This window comes from Sphingomonas sp. MMS12-HWE2-04 (assembly GCF_044881185.1).
Taxonomy (GTDB): domain Bacteria; phylum Pseudomonadota; class Alphaproteobacteria; order Sphingomonadales; family Sphingomonadaceae; genus Sphingomonas.
Window position 1 is genome coordinate 3,775,878 of sequence record NZ_CP173254.1, and the last position, 20,955, is coordinate 3,796,832.

At 67.4% G+C, this 20,955-nt stretch carries 22 protein-coding genes and 1 pseudogene; 13 read left to right on the forward strand and 10 right to left on the reverse strand.

What is annotated here, in order from left to right; all coding sequences use genetic code 11:
* Positions 1 to 112: 112 nt before the first annotated feature.
* Entirely contained in the window at positions 113 to 514 is a 402-nt protein-coding gene (locus AB2M62_RS17870; RefSeq protein ID WP_404335983.1) for a DUF1489 family protein, read from the reverse strand.
* A gap of 31 nt (positions 515 to 545) precedes the next feature.
* Positions 546 to 1,949 carry a magnesium transporter gene (gene mgtE, locus AB2M62_RS17875; RefSeq protein WP_404335985.1) on the reverse strand — a complete coding sequence of 468 codons (1,404 nt, stop codon included), beginning with the start codon at positions 1,947 to 1,949 and terminating at the stop codon, positions 546 to 548.
* A 113-nt stretch (positions 1,950 to 2,062) separates the two neighbouring features.
* Between mgtE and AB2M62_RS17880 the strand changes: the two genes are divergently transcribed.
* Positions 2,063 to 2,518, forward strand: a complete 456-nt coding sequence (locus AB2M62_RS17880; RefSeq protein WP_404335987.1) for a peptidylprolyl isomerase — start codon at positions 2,063 to 2,065, stop codon at positions 2,516 to 2,518.
* Positions 2,519 to 2,558: 40 nt separating this feature from the next.
* Here the strand turns inward: AB2M62_RS17880 and AB2M62_RS17885 are convergent, their stop codons facing one another.
* On the reverse strand, positions 2,559 to 3,449 hold the full coding sequence (locus AB2M62_RS17885) for a LysR substrate-binding domain-containing protein (RefSeq protein ID WP_404335989.1): 891 nt from the start codon (positions 3,447 to 3,449) through the stop codon (positions 2,559 to 2,561).
* Positions 3,450 to 3,791: 342 nt separating this feature from the next.
* Between AB2M62_RS17885 and AB2M62_RS17890 the strand changes: the two genes are divergently transcribed.
* A complete protein-coding gene (locus AB2M62_RS17890) occupies positions 3,792 to 6,080 on the forward strand; it encodes a CDC48 family AAA ATPase (RefSeq protein ID WP_404335990.1) in 2,289 nt (762 codons plus the stop codon).
* On the opposite strand, the gene AB2M62_RS17895 is transcribed toward AB2M62_RS17890, so the two are convergent.
* Together AB2M62_RS17895 and AB2M62_RS17900 are read right to left on the reverse strand one after the other, a co-directional pair.
* A complete protein-coding gene (locus AB2M62_RS17895) occupies positions 6,031 to 7,338 on the reverse strand; it encodes an MFS transporter (protein WP_404335992.1) in 1,308 nt (435 codons plus the stop codon). The genes AB2M62_RS17890 and AB2M62_RS17895 overlap by 50 nt on opposite strands.
* The gene (locus tag AB2M62_RS17900; protein ID WP_404335994.1) at positions 7,335 to 7,658 is read right to left on the reverse strand and encodes an antibiotic biosynthesis monooxygenase family protein; all 324 of its coding nucleotides are present in this window, start codon (positions 7,656 to 7,658) and stop codon (positions 7,335 to 7,337) included. The genes AB2M62_RS17895 and AB2M62_RS17900 overlap by 4 nt, the downstream gene beginning before the upstream one ends.
* A 53-nt stretch (positions 7,659 to 7,711) precedes the next feature.
* Here AB2M62_RS17900 and AB2M62_RS17905 point away from each other — a divergent pair, with 53 nt between their 5' ends.
* Entirely contained in the window at positions 7,712 to 8,464 is a 753-nt protein-coding gene (locus tag AB2M62_RS17905) for a sulfite exporter TauE/SafE family protein (RefSeq protein ID WP_404335996.1), read from the forward strand.
* Here the strand turns inward: AB2M62_RS17905 and AB2M62_RS17910 are convergent.
* Positions 8,461 to 9,042 carry a DUF922 domain-containing protein gene (locus tag AB2M62_RS17910; protein WP_404335998.1) on the reverse strand — a complete coding sequence of 194 codons (582 nt, stop codon included), beginning with the start codon at positions 9,040 to 9,042 and terminating at the stop codon, positions 8,461 to 8,463. The genes AB2M62_RS17905 and AB2M62_RS17910 overlap by 4 nt on opposite strands.
* Before the next feature lie 43 nt (positions 9,043 to 9,085).
* Positions 9,086 to 10,021 (reverse strand): ribose-phosphate pyrophosphokinase, encoded by a 936-nt coding sequence (locus AB2M62_RS17915; protein ID WP_404336000.1) that lies wholly within the window; start codon positions 10,019 to 10,021, stop codon positions 9,086 to 9,088.
* Between the two features lie 173 nt (positions 10,022 to 10,194).
* On the opposite strand from AB2M62_RS17915, the gene gltX reads away from it, so the two are divergent.
* From gltX to AB2M62_RS17955, 8 genes and pseudogenes are all read left to right on the forward strand, one after another.
* The gene (gene gltX / locus AB2M62_RS17920; protein WP_404336002.1) at positions 10,195 to 11,520 is read left to right on the forward strand and encodes a glutamate--tRNA ligase; all 1,326 of its coding nucleotides are present in this window, start codon (positions 10,195 to 10,197) and stop codon (positions 11,518 to 11,520) included.
* A 107-nt stretch (positions 11,521 to 11,627) separates the two neighbouring features.
* On the forward strand, positions 11,628 to 12,302 hold the full coding sequence (locus AB2M62_RS17925; protein WP_404336003.1) for an energy transducer TonB: 675 nt from the start codon (positions 11,628 to 11,630) through the stop codon (positions 12,300 to 12,302).
* 52 nt (positions 12,303 to 12,354) lie between these two features.
* The gene (locus AB2M62_RS17930; RefSeq protein WP_404336004.1) at positions 12,355 to 12,699 is read left to right on the forward strand and encodes a hypothetical protein; all 345 of its coding nucleotides are present in this window, start codon (positions 12,355 to 12,357) and stop codon (positions 12,697 to 12,699) included.
* Positions 12,700 to 12,713: 14 nt separating this feature from the next.
* Positions 12,714 to 13,640, forward strand: coding sequence for a bifunctional diaminohydroxyphosphoribosylaminopyrimidine deaminase/5-amino-6-(5-phosphoribosylamino)uracil reductase RibD (ribD, locus tag AB2M62_RS17935; RefSeq protein ID WP_404336006.1), 927 nt, complete (start codon positions 12,714 to 12,716; stop codon positions 13,638 to 13,640).
* Between the two features lies 1 nt (position 13,641).
* The gene (locus tag AB2M62_RS17940) at positions 13,642 to 14,250 is read left to right on the forward strand and encodes a riboflavin synthase (RefSeq protein ID WP_404336008.1); all 609 of its coding nucleotides are present in this window, start codon (positions 13,642 to 13,644) and stop codon (positions 14,248 to 14,250) included.
* A pseudogene (gene ribB, locus AB2M62_RS17945) lies at positions 14,237 to 15,372 on the forward strand (3,4-dihydroxy-2-butanone-4-phosphate synthase). The gene AB2M62_RS17940 and the pseudogene ribB overlap by 14 nt, the downstream one beginning before the upstream one ends.
* 1 nt (position 15,373) lies before the next feature.
* Positions 15,374 to 15,793, forward strand: a complete 420-nt coding sequence (gene ribH / locus AB2M62_RS17950) for a 6,7-dimethyl-8-ribityllumazine synthase (protein WP_404336010.1) — start codon at positions 15,374 to 15,376, stop codon at positions 15,791 to 15,793.
* A 132-nt stretch (positions 15,794 to 15,925) separates the two neighbouring features.
* Complete coding sequence (locus AB2M62_RS17955) at positions 15,926 to 16,249, forward strand: hypothetical protein (RefSeq protein WP_404336012.1); 324 nt, start codon at positions 15,926 to 15,928, stop codon at positions 16,247 to 16,249.
* Here the strand turns inward: AB2M62_RS17955 and AB2M62_RS17960 are convergent.
* Complete coding sequence (locus tag AB2M62_RS17960) at positions 16,237 to 17,346, reverse strand: alkene reductase (RefSeq protein ID WP_404336014.1); 1,110 nt, start codon at positions 17,344 to 17,346, stop codon at positions 16,237 to 16,239. The genes AB2M62_RS17955 and AB2M62_RS17960 overlap by 13 nt on opposite strands.
* Positions 17,347 to 17,398: 52 nt before the next feature.
* Between AB2M62_RS17960 and AB2M62_RS17965 the strand changes: the two genes are divergently transcribed.
* Positions 17,399 to 18,319 (forward strand): DMT family transporter, encoded by a 921-nt coding sequence (locus AB2M62_RS17965; protein WP_404336015.1) that lies wholly within the window; start codon positions 17,399 to 17,401, stop codon positions 18,317 to 18,319.
* A 9-nt stretch (positions 18,320 to 18,328) separates the two neighbouring features.
* The gene (locus AB2M62_RS17970; RefSeq protein WP_404336017.1) at positions 18,329 to 18,985 is read left to right on the forward strand and encodes a COQ9 family protein; all 657 of its coding nucleotides are present in this window, start codon (positions 18,329 to 18,331) and stop codon (positions 18,983 to 18,985) included.
* 81 nt (positions 18,986 to 19,066) lie between these two features.
* Here the strand turns inward: AB2M62_RS17970 and msrA are convergent, their stop codons facing one another.
* Both msrA and AB2M62_RS17980 read right to left on the reverse strand, forming a co-directional pair.
* A complete protein-coding gene (gene msrA, locus AB2M62_RS17975; protein WP_404336019.1) occupies positions 19,067 to 19,723 on the reverse strand; it encodes a peptide-methionine (S)-S-oxide reductase MsrA in 657 nt (218 codons plus the stop codon).
* A 26-nt stretch (positions 19,724 to 19,749) separates the two neighbouring features.
* Positions 19,750 to 20,949 (reverse strand): pyridoxal phosphate-dependent aminotransferase, encoded by a 1,200-nt coding sequence (locus tag AB2M62_RS17980; protein ID WP_404336021.1) that lies wholly within the window; start codon positions 20,947 to 20,949, stop codon positions 19,750 to 19,752.
* Positions 20,950 to 20,955: the final 6 nt, after the last annotated feature.

Genomic DNA, 20,955 nt, shown 5'->3' on the forward strand with positions numbered 1-20,955 from the left:
TCGATGACGCTAGGAGCAAATCGTTTTCGCCCCCCTGTGTTCTTCCATGGCGCAGGCGGGCAAGCCCCATTTCGTCGCCCACCCGCACTGCCCAGGCGGGAGGGAGGCACCCCTAAAGCAGTCCCATTGCCGCCAGTTCGCCGACCAGCGCGGGCGGCAGTTCGGCAATGCCCGCGCCGGCCTCGGCCAGGTCGGCAGGCGCGTCAACGCCTTCGAGATAGCGCCAGCCCTGGTGCGCTCGCTTGGGCTGCGCCTGAACCAGGATCAGCCGCGGCTCGAGGTGGATTGCCACGCGCCCGCCCTCGGCCTCGCCAAAGCCGAGGATCGGCGAGCGGCCGATCAGCTGGTGCTTGATGATCCAGAACAGCGAGCCGCCTTCGATCTCTTCGTGCCGCTTGGGCAGATAGCGCGTGGTCAGGAAGGCGGGCGCGTGCGCTGCCTTGAGCGCCAGGCGTTCCTGGAGATAGTCGATACTGTCGCAGCCATAGGCGACTTTGGTCAGGTGTAGGGGCACGACCTGGAGTTGGGCGCTCGGCGCGCCGCGATCAACCCACCAGCCCGCTGGCAGTCGCAAGACCGAGAAAGGCCAGGAAGCCCATCGAATCGGTGACCATCGTCACGAAGATCGACGAGGCGACTGCGGGATCCTGGCGGAAGCGCTCGAGCGTCACCGGCACCAGCACGCCGGCAAACCCGGCGATCAGGATATTGGCGAGCATCGCTGCGGCGATGACGCAGCCCAGCGCCGGATCGCGGAAGGTCGCGCCGATGCCGAGGCCGATCACCGCCGCGATGGTCAGCCCGTTGAGCACCGCGATGCTGATCTCGCGCCGGATCGCGCGAATCGTGTTCGACTGGGTCAGCTGGTTGGTGGCGAGCGCGCGCACGGTGACGGCCAGCGTCTGCGTCCCGGCATTGCCGCCCACCCCCGCGACGATCGGCATCAGCGCGGCGAGCACCGCCTTCTGCGCGATCGTGGCATCGAAGAAGAACACGATCGTCGCGGGCACCAGCGCCGTCACCAAATTGGTGAGCAGCCAGCGCACGCGCACCTTATAGCTGTCGAACACCGGCTCGTTGATGTCGCCTTCGCCCGCGCCCGAGAGATGCAGGATATCCTCGCCGGCCTCTTCGGAGATGATGTGGACGATGTCGTCGACGGTGATCATGCCGACCAGCCGGCCATTGGCGTCGACCACCGCGGCCGAGATCAGCGCGTATTTCTGGAAGCGCAGCGCGACCTCTTCCTGGTCCATGTCGACCGGGATCAGCGTCTGCTCGCGCTTCATCACATCGCCAACCGAGACGCTGCGCGGCGTGCGCAGGATCCAGGAAAGCGCGCAGGTTCCCACCGGCTTGTGGGCCGGATCGACGACGAAGATTTCCCAGAAATCGGTGGTGAGCTGTTCGTTGCCGCGCAGATAATCGAGCACGTCGCCGACGGTCCAATGCTCGGGCACCGCGATCAGCTCGCGCTGCATCAGGCGGCCGGCGGATTCTTCCGGATAGCTCAGCGCCTCCTCGATCGCGGCGCGATCGTCGGGATCGAGCGCGCGGAGCACTTCGCGCTGATCCTCGGCATCCATGTCCTCGATGATCGCGACGGCGTCGTCGGTATCGAGTTCGGCGGCGATGTCCGCGACCTGGTGCGGCTCGAGCGCGTCGACGAGCGCCTCGCGCACCCAGTCGTTCATTTCGGCGAGCACGTCGCCGTCGATCAGGTCCGCGATCGCGGCGGCGAGCGCAGGTCGCAATTCGGACGGCGTCAGCTCGACGAGATCGGCGATATCAGCGGGGTGGAGCGGCGCGACGCGGGCATGGGCCGCCTCGACGTCGCCGGCCTCGACCGCTTCGAGCACGGCGCTGACGAATTCAGGCTTGAGCCGATCGTCTTCGTCCAGCTCGCTCTCGGGCGGCTTCTCCTGGGGCTCCAGCTCGGTCTCGCTCATCGTTCGACCTCCCTTGGCTGGCCCATGCGCCGTCGCGCTGCCACTGCGGCGCACAATTTGCAAGTCGAGGACAGGCAGCTTAGGTGGCTGTCAAACCCCACAGGAGTAACTCAGTGTCCCAACCCACCCAGCTCGTGCTGACGCTCGACACCGGCGATGTGCGGATCAAGCTGCGCCCCGATCTCGCTCCCAAGCATGTCGAGCGCATCACCACCCTCGCCGAGCGCGGCTTCTATGACGGCGTCGTGTTCCATCGCGTGATCGACGGTTTCATGGCACAGGGCGGCGATCCCACCGGCACCGGCATGAGCGGCTCGGACGAGCCCAACCTCCCCGCCGAGTTCAGCGCCGAGCCGCACGTCCGCGGCGTCTGCTCGATGGCGCGCACCAACGATCCCAACAGCGCCAATTCGCAGTTCTTCATCTGCCTCGACGATGCGACCTTCCTCGATCGCCAGTATACGGTGTGGGGCGAAGTGGTCGAAGGCATGGAGAATGTCGACGCGCTTCCCAAGGGCGAGCCGCCGCGCAATCCCGGCAAGATCGTCAAGGCGCGCACCGAGGCGTGACCATTCAAGCCCCTCTCCCGCGGGAGAGGGGCTTTCCAATTCAGACCTGGTTGGCGCCGATCGCCTCGATCAGCCAGTCGTGAAAAATCTTGACCGGCCGCTGTGCCAGCGCGCGCGGGCGGCAGACGAACCAATAGCTGTAATGGCTCTCGACCGTCAGATCGAAGAGCTGGACCAGTCGCTCGTCGCGCGCCGCCTCGAAATGCGCTTCGAGCATGAACGCGACGCCGAGCCCCTGCGCCGCCGCCTCAAGCATCAGATTGCCTGAGTCGAAATGATCGATCGCCAGCGGCTCGAGATCGGGGAAGCCGGCCGCCGCGCGCCACGCGGTGAAGGTCTCGGGCATGTCGCGATGGACCAGCGCAGTCAGCTTGGTCAGCTGTTCGGGGCGCGTCACCGGATCAGGCCCGTCGACCAGACTGCGCGCGCCGATGACATGGACGCGATTGCGATCGAGCCGTTTCGAATAAAAGCCCGGGTCGATGTCGCGCGCGATGACGATCGCGGCGTCGAGCCCGTCGCCGAGCCGCGCCACCCCGTACCCGGCCGTATCGACGTCAAGATGCAGCTCCGGATGGCGGCGCTTGAGCTCGGGCAGCCGGGGCAGCAGCTGCTGGGTCGCATATAGCGGCAGCACGCCAAGGCGCAGGCGGAGCAGTTCGCCGCCGCTGGTCATCGCCTCGACTGCGTCGGTCATGGCATCGAGCGCAGGGGCAATCATGCCGAGCAGACGGTCGCCGTCGTCATTGAGCTTGAGTGCCTGGTGGCGGCGCTCGAACAGCGGCTTGCCGATGAAGCGCTCGAGCGACTGAACACGGCGGCTGAGCGCGGGTGAGGACAGCGCGAGTTCTTCCGCCGCAGCCTTGATCGAACCCAGCCGGGCAACTTGGACGAACGCTTCGATTGCGGTGAGGGGTGGAAGCCTGCGCATGGTCGCTCTTTTGTGCACTGCGTCAGAGATTTTTGCGAGCGCTTTTGCGAGCCGCAAGGCGCTTCAGTCTCTCTTCATTGCGTTCCTATCGTAACAAGATGATTGCAACCTTTGCAAGTGCATCGGGAATTTTACGCACTTGCACAATTTTTCGCCGCACTGCACATATGCAGTGCCTTTCAGGCATCCTCTCCTAAAACTTTCCCGGCGGGCCCTTTGCGGTCCGCCATTTTTTTGTCCCGCGCGTACGACTAGGCGCGATTTCGCACGAAATCGTTTCGCCCCTCGCAGCGGTGGAACCGGCTCCCTATCTCCCGCGCTTCACGCCCTCAGGAGAGCGGAATGGCCGACGACGAATCCCGAACAAGCAGGCTGCAGGTCGCCAATGCGCGCCCCGAGGATAGCGGACGCGGCCTCGCCCATATTCCGCGCTCGCTGATGGCGACGCTGGGGGTAACCGAAGGCGATGTGATCGAGATCATCGGCAAGCGCGCCACCCCGGCGCGCGCGGTCCTCCCCTATCCCGAGGACGAGGGCCTCGAACTTCTGCGCATCGACGGGCTTCAGCGCGCCAATGCCGGCGTCGGCTCGGGCGATTTCGTCGAAGTGCGCCGCGCAACCTCGAAGCCGGCGACCCGCGTCGTGTTCGCGCCCGCTCAGGCCAATTTGCGGCTCCAGGGATCGGCGGCCGCGCTCCAGCGCACCTTTTACGGCCGCCCGCTCGCCCAGGGCGATGTCGTCGCCACCGCAGGGCACCAGCGCGTCGTCGATCCCAGCATCCAGCGCTTCGTCAATGCGCCGGCCTATGCGCTCCAGGAAATCCGCCTCGCCGTCGTCTCGGCAACGCCCAAGGGGATCGTCCATATCGACGAGACCACCGAGGTTGAGCTGCGCGCCGAATATGAGGAAGCTGGCGAGAGCCGCCGTGCCGACGTCACCTATGACGATATCGGCGGAATGGCCGCGACGATCGACCAGCTGCGCGAGATGGTCGAACTGCCGCTGCGCTATCCCGAGCTGTTCCAGCGCCTCGGCGTCGATCCGCCCAAGGGCGTGCTGCTCCATGGCCCGCCCGGGACCGGCAAGACGCGGCTCGCGCGCGCGGTCGCCAACGAAAGCGACGCTACTTTCCACCTGATCAATGGTCCCGAGATCATGGGCTCGGCCTATGGCGAATCCGAGTCGCGGCTGCGCCAGGTGTTCGAGGAAGCGGCAAAGTCGGCGCCGTCGATCGTCTTCATCGACGAGATCGATTCGATCGCGCCGAAGCGCGGGCAGGTGTCGGGCGAAGCCGAGAAGCGGCTCGTCGCGCAGCTGCTGACGCTGATGGACGGCCTGGAGGCACGCGCCAATGTCGTGGTGATTGCCGCGACCAATCGTCCCGACGCGATCGACGAGGCGCTGCGCCGTCCCGGCCGCTTCGATCGCGAGATCGTCGTCGGCGTTCCCGACGAGCGCGGTCGCCGTGAGATTCTGGGCATCCATACCCGCGGCATGCCGTTGGGCGATCGTGTCGACCTGGCCGAACTCGCACGGACGACCTATGGCTTTGTCGGTGCCGATCTCGCGGCGCTCGCCCGCGAAGCGGCGATCGAGGCGGTCCGGCGGATCATGCCGAAGATCAACCTTGCCGAGGGCACCATCCCGCCCGAGGTACTCGACACGCTCGCTGTCACCCGCGAGGATTTCCTCGAGGCACTCAAGCGCGTCCAGCCTTCGGCGATGCGCGAAGTGATGGTCGAGGCGCCGCGCGTCCGCTGGGAAGATGTCGGCGGGCTCGACGATGCGCAGATGCGCCTCAAGGAAGGCGTCGAGCTGCCCTTGAAGGATCCCGACGCGTTCCGTCGCCTGGGCATCCGTCCAGCCAAGGGCTTCCTGCTCTATGGGCCTCCGGGCACCGGCAAGACCCTGCTGGCCAAGGCAGTGGCGCGCGAGGCGGAGGCGAATTTCATCGCCACCAAGTCGAGCGACCTTCTGTCCAAATGGTATGGCGAAAGCGAGCAGCAGATCGCGCGGCTGTTCGCCCGCGCGCGCCAGGTCGCGCCCTGCGTGATCTTCATCGACGAGCTCGATTCGCTGGTGCCCGCGCGCGGCGGCGGGCTTGGCGAGCCCCAGGCGACCGAGCGCGTGGTCAACACCATTCTCTCGGAGATGGATGGGCTCGAGGAGCTGCAATCGGTGGTGGTGATCGGCGCGACCAATCGGCCGAACCTGATCGATCCGGCTCTGCTGCGCCCGGGCCGGTTCGACGAACTGGTCTATGTCGGCGTGCCCGACAAGGCCGGGCGCGAGCGCATCCTCAAGATCCAGACCGAGAAGATGCCACTCGCCAGCGATGTCGACCTCGGGGAGATCGCCGGGAAGACCGAACGCTTCACCGGCGCCGATCTCGAGGACGTGGTGCGCCGGGCTGGGCTGGTCGCGCTGCGCGAATCGCTGGCGTCGCGCGAAGTCACGATGGCGCATTTCGAAGATGCGCTGAAGGAATTGCGCGCGACCGTCACGCCCGAGATGGAGGCAGAGTACGAAGCGATGAAAGGCCGGCTCAAGCAGGACGCGATGGCGCTCCAGCCGCTGGGGTTCATCGCGCCCGGGATGCTCCGCGGGCGCGGCCCGAAGGGCGAAGGCTGATCCAGCCGTAGAGGAGCAGGGCGGCCAGTCCCGCTGACGCAGTCAGATAGGGGAGTGGCCGCCACAGCTCGTACAGCCCGACGCCGATCGACGGCCCGAGCACGAAGGCGGCGCCGTTCACCGAGGTGACCTTGCCTGCCACCGAGCCCTGCGCCTCCGCGCCGACCGCAAGCGAGGCGCCGGCAGTGAAGCCCGGTCGCGCAAGCCCGATGCCGAGCGAGGTCAGCGCATAGCCGAGCGCGATCCCGTAGAAGCTCGTCGCGGTGCCGGTCGCCGCACAGCCCAGCGCGCCGAGCAGCGCTCCGCCCAGGATCAGCATCCGCGGCTTGAGGTCGAGCAGCGGGATCAACCCCCATTGCGCAAGCAGCGACGCGCCCGCGCCGATCATCAGCACCAGCCCCGTCGGCGCGAGCGCGTCCATCGGGCTGGCCTGGAGCCGGTCGATCACCAGAAAGCCGATCGCCTGGCCGGTCATCGCCTGGGCATGGCCGACGACCAGCCCGCTGATGATCCAGCCGCGGATCCGCGAATTGAAATAGCCCACCGCTTGCGCGGTCTCGGCTGTCGCCGCGGTCACCGTCGCTCCGGTGCCCTGCCCGCCGATCGACGGATAGCTCGCCGCGGCGCCGTGCCCCGTCCCCTCCTCGTGCGGCAGCAGCCGGAACACCGCGACGAAGATGATCGCGCCGACGATGCTGGCTGCAAAGGCGGGGCCGGCCAGCCCGATCTCGGGGCCGCCGGGCCACAGCCGCCCGATCACCAAATAGGGGGCAAGCGCGGGGCCGAGGATCGTGCCGAGTCCGAATGCCGAGGCGAGCAGGGTGAGCGCGCCGGTCCGCTCTTCGCGCGTCGTACGTCCCGCGACGATCGCCTGCACCGCGGGCGGCGCCGCCGATCCGAATGCCCCGTAAAGCACGCGCCCGCCGAGGAACGCGAGGAACGCGGTGAGCGGCGCCAGCACGCCGTTGATGCCGAGCGCGAGGAACAGCCCGCACAGGAACAGCGATGCGGTGAACCCGGCCACGCCCAGCAATACCATCGCGCGCCGCCCGTGCCGGTCCGAGCGATTGGCCCAATAGGGCGCGGCGACCACCCAGAGTAGCGCCGACACCGAGAACACCGCCGCCACGGCGCTGTCGGCTACGCCGAGCGAGCGGCCCAGCGCAGGGAGCACCGATTGCAGCGCGGTATTCCCCGCGGCGATCGCCAGCATCACGGCGAAGAGCAGCGCGAAGGTGGCGTCGACGCGTGGCCTCATCCGCGCTGCCAGCTATAGCTCCGGTCGATCTGCGCGACGTGGAGCCGATACCAGCGATACCAGCGGCCGCGCCCGGCCTCGCGGATCGCGGCATGATCGGGATGCCGGCGCCAGGCGATGGCGCTGGCCTCGTCCGCCCAATAGCTCACGGTGATGCCGATGCGGTCTTCGCCGCGCGCGTCTTCGGCGCCGCGATAGCCGGGTTGCGTGGCGGCCAGCCGGGCCATCTGCCCTGCCGCCTCGGCATAGCCGGCGTCGTCGTCGAGCGTCCGCTCCGAAACGAAGATGACGGCGACCTGCCCGGTCCGATCTTCAGCCATGCCGCCGATAAAGCAGGTTGGCGAACGGCGCGAAAGGCTTAGGGCAGCGCAGCATGATCACCGACTGGCATTTCTACGCGCTCGCCATCCCCGCCATCTTCCTGCTCGGGCTCGCCAAGGGCGGGTTTGCGGGGATGGGCGCGCTGTCGCTGCCGATGCTGGCTTTCGCGGTCGATCCGGTCCGCGCCGCGGCGATCCTGCTGCCGATCCTGATCGTGCAGGACGTGGTGGGGATCTGGGCATTCCGGCGCAGCGTCGACTGGCGGCTGCTCGGCTGGATGCTGCCCGGTGCCGTAGCGGGGATCATCCTGGGCTATGCCTATGCCGCCAGCGTTTCGCCTTCTGGCGTCATGGCGGCAGTCGGCGCGATCTCGGTGTTGTTCGGCGCCTATCGGCTGTGGATCGCGCGGCGCGGCGTGCCCGCGAGCGGGACGAAGCGCTGGCCCGAATGGGTGGGATCGCTGTTCGGCATTGCCTCGGGCTTCACCAGTCAGATCGCCCATGCCGGCCAGCCGCCCTTCCAGCTCTGGGTGCTGCCCCGCGGCCTCCAGCGCGACATGCTCGTCGGCACGACGGCGCTGTTCTTCGGCGCGATCAACTGGATCAAGGTGCCGGCCTATTATGCGCTCGGCCAGTTCAACCACGCGAACCTGCTGACCTCGGCGGTGCTGATACCGATGGCGCTGCTCTCGACGCTGGCGGGCGTATGGCTGGTCCGCCGGATCGCACCCGAGCGCTTCTTCACTGCGATCTATTGCCTGATGATTGCGGTGGGCGCCGGGCTGGTCTGGGAAGCAGTGGCCTAAGGCTGGTCGGCCGCCGGAAACATTGCCCCGGTACGATAGCCATGCGCCGTTGCGCGGTCATAGGCTCGATTGTGCTGGCGGATTTGATCCAGCACTGCGTGGCCGGCGGCGTTGGCACTAGCGCAGGTCGCGCCCCGCACCGCTGCAATCACGTCTTCATAGCGCGAATAGGCATAACGCGCATGGCCCGCCTCGTGCGCACGAAGCGCTGCATCGTAACGGCGCCACTTCCGGATTACTGCCGGTGCAACGCCGGAGGCATCGAGCTGCGGCAAGCGCACCGTGACTGCAAAGGTGCCGCGTGCCTGATCGAGCTTGCATCCCCCCGCGCCATCGCCATCCCAATGCCAGGCTATCCGCCACTGCGTGGTCGCATCGAACGATTTTCCCTCGATCGGATCGAAGGGGCGCTGGCTATCGATCGATCGGCAAATCTCCGCCGCGCTGGCGCCGGTGACGCGATAATAATCGTAGGTGACGCCGGGTATGCCCGCAAACGGGTCCGCCGGAACGCTCGTCCCACAGCTCATGGCGGCGAGCGGAAGCATCGCGGCTGGGAGGATTGGGAACAAGCGCATGCCGCCGGCCTAGCGGCGGCGCGCTAAATCTCTGTTAAACCGATCAGTCGAACAGCGACGAAACCGAGCTTTCATCCGCAATGCGCTTGATTGCTTCGGCGAGCAGCGGCGCGATGGTCAGATGGCGGGTCTTCGCGCTGTCGGCGATCACGGCATGGTTGCCGATCGAATCGGTGATGACGAGCTCGGTCAGCGCCGAATTGTCGACCCGGGCGACGGCGCCGCCCGAAAGCACGCCGTGCGTGCAATACGCCACGACGTCCTCGGCGCCTGCCGCCTTGAGCGCGGCGGCGGCGTTGCACAGCGTGCCCGCCGAATCGACGATATCGTCGATCAGGATGCAGAAGCGGCCCTCGACCTGGCCGATGATGTTCATCACTTCGGATTCGCCCGGGCGCTCGCGGCGCTTGTCGACGATCGCCAGCGGCGCGTTGTCGAGTCGCTTGGCGAGCGCGCGGGCGCGGACCACGCCGCCGACGTCGGGCGAGATGACCATCCATTGCTTGCCGGGGAAGCGCGTGTGGATGTCGGCGCTCATCACCGGCGCAGCGAACAGATTGTCGGTGGGGATGTCGAAGAAACCCTGGATCTGTCCGGCATGGAGATCGACCGAGAGCACGCGATCGGCGCCGGCGGTCGTGACCAGATTGGCGACGAGCTTGGCCGAGATCGGGGTGCGCGGTCCGGGCTTCCGATCCTGGCGGGCATAGCCGAAATAGGGGAGAACGGCGGTGATCCGCTTGGCCGATGCGCGCTTGAGCGCATCGATCATGATCAGCATCTCCATGAGATTGTCGTTCGCCGGATAGCTGGTCGACTGCATCACGAAGACGTCCTCGCCGCGGACATTCTCGAGGATCTCGACGAAGATTTCCTCGTCGGCGAAGCGGCGGACATTGGCCTTGGTGAGCGGGATCTCGAGATAATCGGCGATCGCCGTGGCGAGCGGCATGTTCGAATTGCCGGCCATGAGTTTCATGTGCGCGAGGTCCCGTCGCTGATGCTGTCCGCGCCCCCTTAGGGCCGTGCGGCCTCCGCGCAAAGGGGGCATTGCCACGCTTCTGTCACACCGGCTCCCGCCGGACCGCCCGGAAGCCACGATCCGCGCGCGACGCTGTGGCGCACGGTCCGCCCCGCCGCTAAGGGCGGCACATGGTCACCACGCGCTTCGCCCCCAGCCCCACCGGCACGCTGCACGTCGGCAATATCCGCACTGCGCTTCACAACTGGATGTTCGCCAAACGGCATGGCGGGCGCTTCCTGCTGCGGATCGACGATACCGATGGCGCGCGCTCCGAGGAGCGCTTCGTCGAGTCGATCCGCACCGATCTCGCCTGGCTCGGGCTCGTCCCCGATGGCGAGGCGCGCCAGTCAGCGCGATTCGATCGCTACGAGGCGCGCTTTGCCGAGCTGGTGGCGAGCGGGCGAGTCTATCCGGCCTATGAGACCGCGGAAGAACTCGATCTCAAACGGAAAGTGCTGCTCGGGCGCGGGCTGCCGCCGGTCTATGATCGCGCCGCGCTCGCGCTAAGCGATGCCGAGCGCGCCGCATTCGCGGCCGAAGGGCGCCGGCCGCACTGGCGCTTCCGGCTCGATGCTGACGCCATAATAGCATGGGACGATCTGGTGCGCGGCGCCCAGCGCTTCGATCCCAAATTGCTGAGCGATCCGGTGGTGCGCCGCGCCGACGGATCCTGGCTCTATCTGCTGCCCTCGGTGATCGACGATATCGACATGGGCGTAAGCCATGTTGTGCGCGGCGAGGACCATGTCTCGAACACTGCGACCCAGCTGCAGATGTTCGAGGCGCTGGGCGCCGCCGCACCGACCTTCGCGCATGAGGCGCTGCTGACCGGCAGCGAAGGCAAATTGTCGAAGCGGCTCGGCTCGCTCGGCATCGCCCATTTCCGCGAGGAGGGAATCGAGCCGCAGGCGCTGGTCGCCCTGCTCGCGCGGATCGGCACGAGCGACCCGGTCGAGCCGTTCGTCGATCCGGCACCGCTGATCGCGGCGTTCGACTTCGGCCGCTTCGGACGCGCGCCGGCACGGTTCGACGAAGCCGAGCTGGCCCAGCTCAATGCGCGAATCGTCCACCAGCTCGAGTTCGACTCGGTCGCCGATCGGCTGCCCGCCGCGATGGACCGCGCCGCCTGGAACGCGATCCGTCCCAATCTGGAGCGAGTCGACGCAGCTGCCGATTGGTGGCGCGTCGTCGAGGGCCCGATCAAGGCGGTGATCGCGGACGACGATCGCGCCTTCCTCGCCGAGGCCGCGCGCGTCGCGGAGACGATCGACTGGTCCAACCCCTGGCCGGCGCTCACCGGCGCCCTAAAGGAAGTGACCGGGCGTAAGGGCCGCGCGCTGTTCCTGCCGCTGCGCCTCGCGCTCACCGGCCGCGAGCATGGCCCCGACATGGCGGCGCTGCTGCCGCTGATCGGGCGCGCACGCGCGATCGAGCGGCTCTCCGCAGCTTCCTGACCAAAGCCCCGCCGTTCGCGCAACAAACGCCATTGTGGCTCGATAGGTAATGTTGTAACATTGCATAGCCGGCACCAGACCGGAAACCGGAGATGGAGTGCAACGCCATGTATGCCGAAAGCCGCTACACGCCTCCCAAATCACGCGCCGTCAGCCTGGGCGCCGCCTTCGCGATCAACGGCCTGATCCTTGCCGGGCTGATCTTCTCGGCGCCCGAGTTCGTGAAGAAGAAGATTCCTCCGGTCTTCGAGGCCGGTACCTATTTTGATCCGCCGCCGCCGCCGCCGATCGAACCGCCCAAGCCACAGCCCAGGACCGACGCGCCCAAGGCGACGGCGCCCCTGCCCAACCTCCCCAATCCGCTGGTCAAGACGCTCACCGAGAACCATATCGAGGGGACGACCACGATCTATCCGCCGCAACCACCGTTGGAACCCGCAAAGGCCGATCCGGGACCGATCGCCCAGCCGGAGCCGCTCAAGGCGGCGCCCCCGCTGATCGGCGCGGCGCGCGATGCGCGTTATGCCGAGGATTTCCAGCCCGCTTATCCGTCGTCGGAACTGCGCGCCCAGCGCGACGGCTCGGTCAAGGTGCGCGTGCTTATCGGCACCAACGGCCGCGTGAAGGCAGTCGAGCAGGTCGATGCGACGAGCCAGGCGTTTTTCGAAGCGACCCGGCGCCAGGCGCTCGCCAGATGGCGCTTCAAGCCGGCGTCGCGCGGCGGCGTAGCCGAGGAAAGCTGGATGACCCTTTCCGTCCGGTTCGAACTCAAGAACCAGTGACGGCAGCGCGGGGGTTTGCCCTAGGACCCCCGCGCCCCTATCTTGGCACGCGATGAGCTTTCTTCGTTCCCTGTCGCCGCTCCGCGCGCTCCGCGATCTGCGCTTCTTCCTCGCGCAGCGTAAGCAGCACGAGCTGTGGTTCATGATTTTGGCGATGCTGATCACGTTCGGCGTGCTGTTCGTGTTCATCAAGGATTCGCGCGTCGCGGTGCCGTACAAGCGCAACATCATCTATTTCGAATCCTGGCCGCTCACCCGTACCGACGAGCAGATCCGTGCCCAGCAGAAGATCGACCAGGCCAAGAAGGCGATCGAGCAAGCCGAATATGAGAAGCGGCTGAAGAAGCGTCAGGAGCAATTCCAGCGGCTCGACAAAAACGTCAGCAAGTGGCTCTGAGCGAGGCGCGCTGGATGGCTGCCGCGCTCGCGCTCTCGGAGCGCAGCCGCGGCCGGACGGCACCCAATCCCAATGTCGGCTGCATCCTGGTGCGCGATGGCCGCGTCATCGGGCGCGGCTGGACCCAGCCCGGGGGGCGCCCGCACGCCGAGGCGATGGCGCTGGCGCAAGCCGGCGAGAAGTCGCGCGGCGCGACTTGCTATGTCACGCTCGAGCCCTGCGCGCATGTCTCGCCGCGTGGACCTGCCTGTGCCGATCTGCTGGTCGCCGCCGAAGTGGCGCGGGTGGTGGTCGCGCTGCGCGATCCCGATGCGCGCACCGATGGCCAGGGCATCGCCCGGCTGCGCGACGCAGGCATCCGTGTCGAGACCGGCCTGCTCGAAGCAGAGGCGCGCCGCGCCATGGCCGGCTTCCTCACCCGCCATGCCAAGCGTCGCCCCTTCGTCACGCTCAAGCTCGCCACGTCGCTCGACGGCCGGATCGCGCTTGCCTCGGGGGAAAGCCGCTGGATCACCGGCCCGCAAGCGCGCGCGCACGCCCATCTGGAACGCGCCCGCCACGAGGCAATCCTGGTCGGCCGGCGCACCTGGGAAATCAACTCGCCCCGCCTCGACGTGCGGCTGGCGGGCCTGGAGGCGCGCGCGCCCCGTATGCTCGTCCTTTCGTCGACCGGTGCGATCAAAAGCCCTGCCGACATCGCGACGCTGGTCGGCGTCGATCATCTCCTCGTCGAAGGCGGCGCGGAAACCGCTGCCGCCTTCCTCTGCCACGGCCTGGTCGACCGGCTGCTGCTTTATCGCGCGCCGATCCTGATCGGCGCGGGAAAACCGGCGCTGGGCGATATCGGCCTTGCCCGGCTCGGCGATGCACATCACCACTGGCAGCTGCGCGATGCACGGCAGCTTGGCAGCGACCGCCTCGAAGTCTACGCGAGCACCTGATATGTTCACTGGAATCGTAACCGATATCGGCACCATCGCCGAAGCGACGCAGCAGGGTGACCTGCGCGTCCGCGTCGCTACCGCCTATGATACGAGCGAGATCGATCTCGGCGCGTCGATCTCCTGCTCGGGCGTCTGCCTGACCGTGGTCGACAAGGCGCCGGGCTGGGTCGCGTTCGACGTTTCGGGCGAGACGATCTCGCGTACCGCGGACCGGCAATGGACCGCGGGCCGCAAGCTCAATCTCGAGCGCGCGCTGCGCCTTGGCGACGAGCTGGGCGGGCATATCGTCACCGGCCATGTCGACGGCATCGGCAGGGTGGCGAGCATCGCAGAGGAAGGCGGCTCGCACCGCGTGACCATAGCCGCCAGCCACGACATCGCGCCCTATGTCGCGCCCAAGGGCTCGGTCACCGTCGACGGCGTCTCGCTCACCGTCAACGCGGTCCGCGATACCGCCGAAGGAGTCGAATTCGACCTCAACATCATTCCCCACACCGCCGCCGTCACTACATTCGGGGCATTGGAAGCGGGCCAGGCCGTCAATCTCGAGATCGACGTGCTCGCCCGCTATCTGCAGCGTATGGAGTCCCTCCGTGGCAAAGCCTGAACTCGTCCGCCTGAAGCACGGTTTCCTCTCCTCGCCCGAGGAGCTGATCGACGAGGCGCGCAATGGCCGGATGGTGATTCTCGTCGATGACGAGGACCGCGAGAATGAAGGCGATCTCGTCATCCCCGCCCAGATGGCGACACCCGACGCGGTCAATTTCATGGCCCGCTTCGGCCGCGGGCTGATCTGCCTCGCGCTCACCGCCGAGCGCGGCCGCCAGCTTAGCCTCGAGCCGATGGCGCGCGTCAACGGCACGCCGCTCGGCACTGCGTTCACTGTCTCGATCGAGGCGAAGGAAGGCATCTCGACGGGCATCTCCGCTGCCGACCGCGCGCGCACCGTAGCCGTGGCGATCGACGCCGCCAACGGCCCCGATGCGATCACCTCGCCCGGCCATGTATTCCCGCTGATCGCGCGCGACGGTGGCGTGCTGGTCCGCACCGGCCATACCGAGGCGGCAGTCGATCTGGCGCGGCTCGCCGGGCTCAACCCGTCGGGCGTGATCTGCGAGATCATGAAGGACGACGGGACGATGGCGCGGTTGGACGACCTCGTCTCGTTCGCCCAATTCCACAACCTCAAGCTCGGCACGATTCGCGATCTGATCGCCTATCGCCGCCGCCACGACCATCTCGTCGAGAAGCGTGCCGAAACCCGCTTCGAAAGCGATTGGGGCGGCGAATGGACCGCGATGACCTTCTGGAACAAGGCGACCGAGAGCGAGCAGGTCGCTCTGGTGAAGGGCGAGATCGATCCGGCCAAGCCGACGCTGGTGCGGATGCATGCATTGTCGCCTTTCTCCGACATCTTCGGCGAGGGGGAACACGCGGCGGACTGCTGCGCCGCTCGATGGAGATCATCGCCGAGGAAGGCGCCGGCGTGGTCGTGGTGATCAACAAGCCGCGGCCCGACCAGTTTACGCGCGCGCTCCAGGCCCGCCAGGGCACGCTGGAGCCCAAGGACATGGACGAGCTGCGCGATTACGGCGTCGGCGCGACGATCCTCACCGAACTCGGCGTGCAGGACATGATCCTGCTCACCAACACCCATCACACGCTCGTTGGGCTCGACGGCTATGGCCTGTCGATCGTCGGCGAGCGGCCCATCGATTGCGGAGAATGACGTGGCACGCGTACTGATCGTCGAGGCGCGTTTCTACGCGCACCTGAATGACCTGCTGCTCGAAGGCGCGCGCGCCGCGATCGAGGAAGCCGGCCATAGCCATGACACGATCACCGTCCCCGGCGCGCTCGAAATCCCCGGCGCGGTCGCGCTGGCGGCGGAGAGCGGGCGCTATGACGCGTTCGTCGCATTGGGCGTGGTGATCCGCGGCGAGACCTATCATTTCGAGATCGTCGCCGGCGAAAGCGCGCGCGGGCTGATGGCCTTGTCGATGGACGGCCTCGCGGTCGGCAACGGCATCCTCACCGTCGAGAACGAGGCTCAGGCGCTCACCCGCGCCAAGCCCGACGAGAAGGACAAGGGCGGCGAGGCGGCCAAGGCGGCGCTGGCGATGCTGGCGCTCAAGGGCCGGTTCGGCTGAGATGCGCGCGCCGCCGCCCTCGCGCTACAAGGTCGTGGAGCGCGGACGGCGGCTCGAAGTCATCGACACGCATACCGGCAAGCCGGTGTCGCATGCGCCTCCCCGCATCCCCGCGGGGAAAACCGTCGCGCGGTGCTCGATATCGCGGCGCGCAAGACCGGCCAGGACGCCGGCGACGGCCCGGCCGGCGTCGAGGACGGCGCCGCCTTCACCACCCGGCGCTGGTTCGACAGCAAGGCACCGCGGCGGATCCGCACCAATTTCGCGACGCGGTCGCGGCTCGACCAGCTCCGCTTCGGCCTGGCATTGGCGATCGCGCTGATCGTCGCCTTCTGCTTCCTGTTCTGGCCGTTCTTCCCGATCCTGGTGGTAGCGGCGCTGGCGACGCCGAAGCTGCGGCTGCAGCTCCGCGACGCCAGCACCCGCTGGATCGATGGGCTCGATCAGGCGACCTGAGTCTCGTCCCAGGTCGGATAGTCGGTATAGCCGTCGGGCCCGCCGACATAGAAAGTCTCCTCGCGCTGCGGATTGAGCGGCAGCTTCTCGGCAAGCCGGCGCGGCAGGTCCGGATTGGCCAAGAAGGTGCGGCCGAACGCGATCGCATCGGCTTCGCCCGAATCGAGCGCGGCCTGCGCGTCTTCAGCGTGATAATCCGAATTGAGCACCAGCGGCCCCTTGAACGCCTTGCGGATCACCGGATGAACCGGCGGATGGTCGGGCGTGCCGCGCGTGCCGGTCGGGCGCGGTTCGCGCAGTGCGAGGAAGGCGACGCCGATCGCGTCGAGCCGCGCCGCCGCCGCCTCGAACAAGGGCGCGGGATTGCTGTCGTTGACGCCCTGCACTTCGCCGTTGGGCGAAAGGTGGACGCCGACCCGATCGCCGCCGACGCTGTCGACCACCCGGCGGGTGACCTGGTCGAGCAGGCGGATGCGGTTCTCGATCGATCCGCCATATTCGTCGTCGCGGAAATTCGAATTGTCGCGCAGGAAGCTGTCGATCAGATAGCCATTGGCGGCATGGATGTGCACGCCGTCGAAGCCGGCGCGGATCGCATTCTTCGCGGCGCGTTCATAATCGTCGAGCAGTCCGGGAATCTCGTCGGTGCGCAGCGCGCGCGCCTGCTGGTAGGGGCGCTTGATCTCGCCGCTGTCCTCGGCCGGATAGGTGCGCACGCTGCCCGGCGCGGTGTTCGCCGAGGCGGAGACCGGGGCTTCGCCGCCCAGGAAATCGGGATGGACGAGCCGGCCCATATGCCAGAGCTGCGCGACGATCTTGCCGCCGGCTTGATGGACCTGCTCGAGAATCGGCTTCCACGCATCGACTTGTTCGTCGTTCCAAAGCCCCGGAGCATAGGCCCAGCCTAGCCCCTGCTGACTGATCCCCGTCGCCTCGGAGATGATCAGCCCGGCGCTGGCGCGCTGGGCGTAATAGTCGCCCATGATCGGCTGCGGCACATGCGCGCGGTTCGCGCGGCCGCGAGTGAGCGGCGACATGAGGATGCGGTTCTTGAGGCGGATCGCGCCGAAATCGATCGGGTCGAAGAGGCTTGGCATGAAAGAAGGCCTTCTGTTGTGACGCGGACGAGATAGGGCGTTAGAGGGCCCCATGCAGGACGTTCCCGCCCCAAGGAAAACTTGGCTACCGAAAAGCCACGCCGCAACTGCGCTTGCTGCGGTGGTGGTTGCCAATGTCGCACTCGCCTCCGGGCCGCTGTTCGTCCGCTTCGCCGATGTCGGGCCGGTCGCGTCGGGCTTCTGGCGGCTGATGCTGGCGACGCCGGTGCTGTTCGCGCTCACCCTGGTGGCGGGCGAGAAGCCGGTTCGCGATTCGCGCGGGCTGTGGGGAATCCTCGCGATCGCCGGGGTGGCGTTCGCCGCCGATCTGGCGAGCTGGAACTATGGCATCGTCCGCACCACGCTCGCCAATTCCACGCTGTTCGGCAATTCCGCGACGCTGATCTTCCCGATCTATGGCTTCCTCGCCGCGCGCGCCTGGCCGTCGCGCACCCAGGCGATTGCCCTGCTGTTCGCAGCCGTGGGCGGAGGGCTGCTGCTCGGCCGCTCGGCCAGCCTGTCGTCGACGCATCTCGTCGGCGACCTGTTCTGCCTGCTCGCCGGCGTGCTCTATGCGCTCTATTTCATCCTGATGGCCAGGGTGCGGACGCGGCTCGCCCCCTTGCCGGCGCTGGCGCTGTCTTCGCTCGCCACGATCCCGCCGCTGCTGCTGATCTCGCTCGGGCTGCACGAGACGCTGACCCCGGGCAATTGGTGGCCGCTGATCGCGCTTGCCGTAGTCAGCCAGCTGATCGGCCAGGGCTGCATGATCTATGCGCTCGGCCACCTCACCCCGCTGGTCGTCGGGATCGCGCTGCTGATCCAGCCCGCAGTCGGTGCCGCGCTCGGCTGGATCATCTTCGACGAACGGCTTGCCGCCGCCGATGCGGTGGGCGCGCTGATGGTCGCCGCGGCGCTCGTGCTGGTGCGCCGAGGTGGCCGGGCCGTTGCCGAGCGCGATGCCAGGGACTAGATACTGGAAATGGATCTAGCCGACGCCACGCTCGACGAATTGCGCGATGCCCTCGCGCCGGTGATCGCGACCAATGCGGCGTTCGACGGGTGGAACGTGCAGGCGCTCGATGCCGCGGCGGACAGCCTGGGCGTCGACCGCGACGTCGCGCATCTCGCCTTTACCGACGGACCCGTCGCGATGATCGACGCCTGGTTCGCCAGCATCGACACGTCGATGGTCGCGCGCTTTACGCCCGAAGCGCTTGCGGCGATGAAGATCCGCCAGCGGATCACCGCGCTGGTCGAGGCGCGACTGGCACTGGTCGCCCCCAATCGCGATGCGCTGCGACGCGCGCTGGCGATCCTGGCGATGCCGCAGAATGTTGCGCGGGGGGCGAAGCTCGGCTGGCGCTCGGCCGATGCGATGTGGCACGCCGCCGGCGACACCGCGACCGACTACAACCATTACACCAAGCGCGCGATGCTCGGCGCGGTCTATGCCGCGACGATTGCTGTGTTCGTCCAGGACGAGAGCGAAGGCTGGGCCGACAGCCGCGCCTTCCTCGCGCGGCGGATCGAAGGCATCATGAAGTTCGAGAAGGCCAAGGCGCAGTTTCTCGCGCGCACCAGCCACCGCCCCAGCCTGTCCCGCTTCATCGGCCGCCTGCGCTACCCCGCGGTGTGACCCAAAAATCCTCCCGCCAGGGGAGGAAGCGCGCATCGCCAACCGGGGCGCGGAATCAGCAACCGCCTCGGCGGACGACCATCAGTTTGCCAGCTGCGGGAAGGCGTTGCGAAAGGCCGCGACCTTGGGCCGGTCCCAGCGGACGATGTAGGGATGCGTCGGATTGCGCCAGTAGAAGTCCTGATGCGAGGCTTCGGCGGGATAGAAGGCGCCGGTCTCGATCCTGGTGACAATTGGCCTTGGCCACGCCTTGGCCTTGCCGAGCTGGGCAATATAGGCCTCCGCTACCTGGCGCTGGCGCGCGTCCTGCGGGAAGATCGCCGAGCGATAGCTGGGGCCGCGATCAGGACCCTGGCGATTGAGCAGGGTCGGATCGTGCGCGACCGAGAAATAGATGCGCAGCAGCGTGCCGTAGCTCACCTTGCGCGGATCATAGACGATCTTGACCGCCTCGGCATGGCCGGTGCGCTCGGTCGAGACGCGCGCATAGCTCGCGTCCGACGCCGTGCCGCCGGCATAGCCGCTGGTCACCGATTGGACGCCGCGGACCGACTGGAACACCGCCTCCATGCCCCAGAAGCAACCGCCCGCGAGCACCGCGGTCTGCGGCCCCTTGGGCGCGGCGACGTCCTCGGCGGGCGCCGGGATCGGCACCGCGCGCTCGACGAACGGCGCCGCGGTCGCGGCGACCATGGCGATCGCCCCGAGCGCGGCGGCGGGAAGCATCCATTTGAGCATGGACGCAAGATGTGGGGCGACGGGCCTCAGCGCAAGGCCGCGCAGGCGGTCTGGATCCGCGTGCACGCCTCGGTCAGCAGGGCTTCCGAAGTCGCATAGCTGATCCGCATCGCCGGCGAGAGGCCGAACGCGGCGCCATGCACCGCGGCGACCTTGGCCTCGTCGAGCAGATAGGTGATCATTTCCTCGTCGGTGGTGATCACCTGGCCCTTGGGGGTGGTCTTACCGATCAGCCCGGCAAATTCGGGATAGACGTAAAAGGCGCCTTCGGGGCGCGGGCAGGTCATGCCGTTGATCTGGTTGAGCATCGAGACGACGAGATCGCGCCGGCCCTGGAACGCCGCGACGCGCTCCTTGAGGAAGCTCTGATCGCCGTTGAGCGCCGCGACCGACGCCGCCTGCGAGATGCTGCACGGGTTCGAGGTCGACTGCGACTGGAGCTTGCCGATCGCCTTGATCAGCCACACCGGGCCGCCGGCATAGCCGATCCGCCATCCGGTCATCGCATAGGCCTTGGACACGCCGTTGGCAGTCAGCGTGCGCTCGATCAGCGAGGGACAGACCTGGGCGATCGTCGCGAATTCGAAGCCGTCATAGAGGATATGCTCATACATATCGTCGGCATAGATCAGCACGTGCGGGTGGCGCTCGAGCACTTCGCCCAGCGCCTTGAGCTCGGCCGCGCTATACGCCGCGCCCGTCGGGTTGGACGGCGAATTGAGCACCACCCACTTGGTCTTGGCGGTGATCGCGGCGTCTAGTTGCTCGGGCTTGATCTTGTAGTTCTGGTCGGCACCCGCGGCGATGAACACCGGCTTGCCGCCGGCGAACTCGACGACGTCGGGATAGCTCACCCAATAAGGCGCGGGCACGATCACTTCGTCGCCGGCGTCGATCGTCGCGCAAAAGGCATTGAACAGCGTGTGCTTGCCGCCCGAGTTCACGCTGATCTGGTTCTCGGCATAGGTCAGGCCGTTGTCGCGGGCGAACTTGGCGACGATCGCCTGCTTCAGCTCGGGCGTGCCGTCGACATTGGTGTATTTCGTCTTGCCAGCGCGGATCGCCTCGATCGCGGCTTCCTTGACGAAATCGGGCGTGTCGAAATCGGGTTCGCCGGCGCCGAGGCCGATCACGTCGACACCTGCACGCTTCAGCTCGAACACACGGCTCGTCATCGCGAGCGTCGCGGAGGGCTGGATGCGCTGGAGCGCGGCGGAAAGCTGCATGTTCGG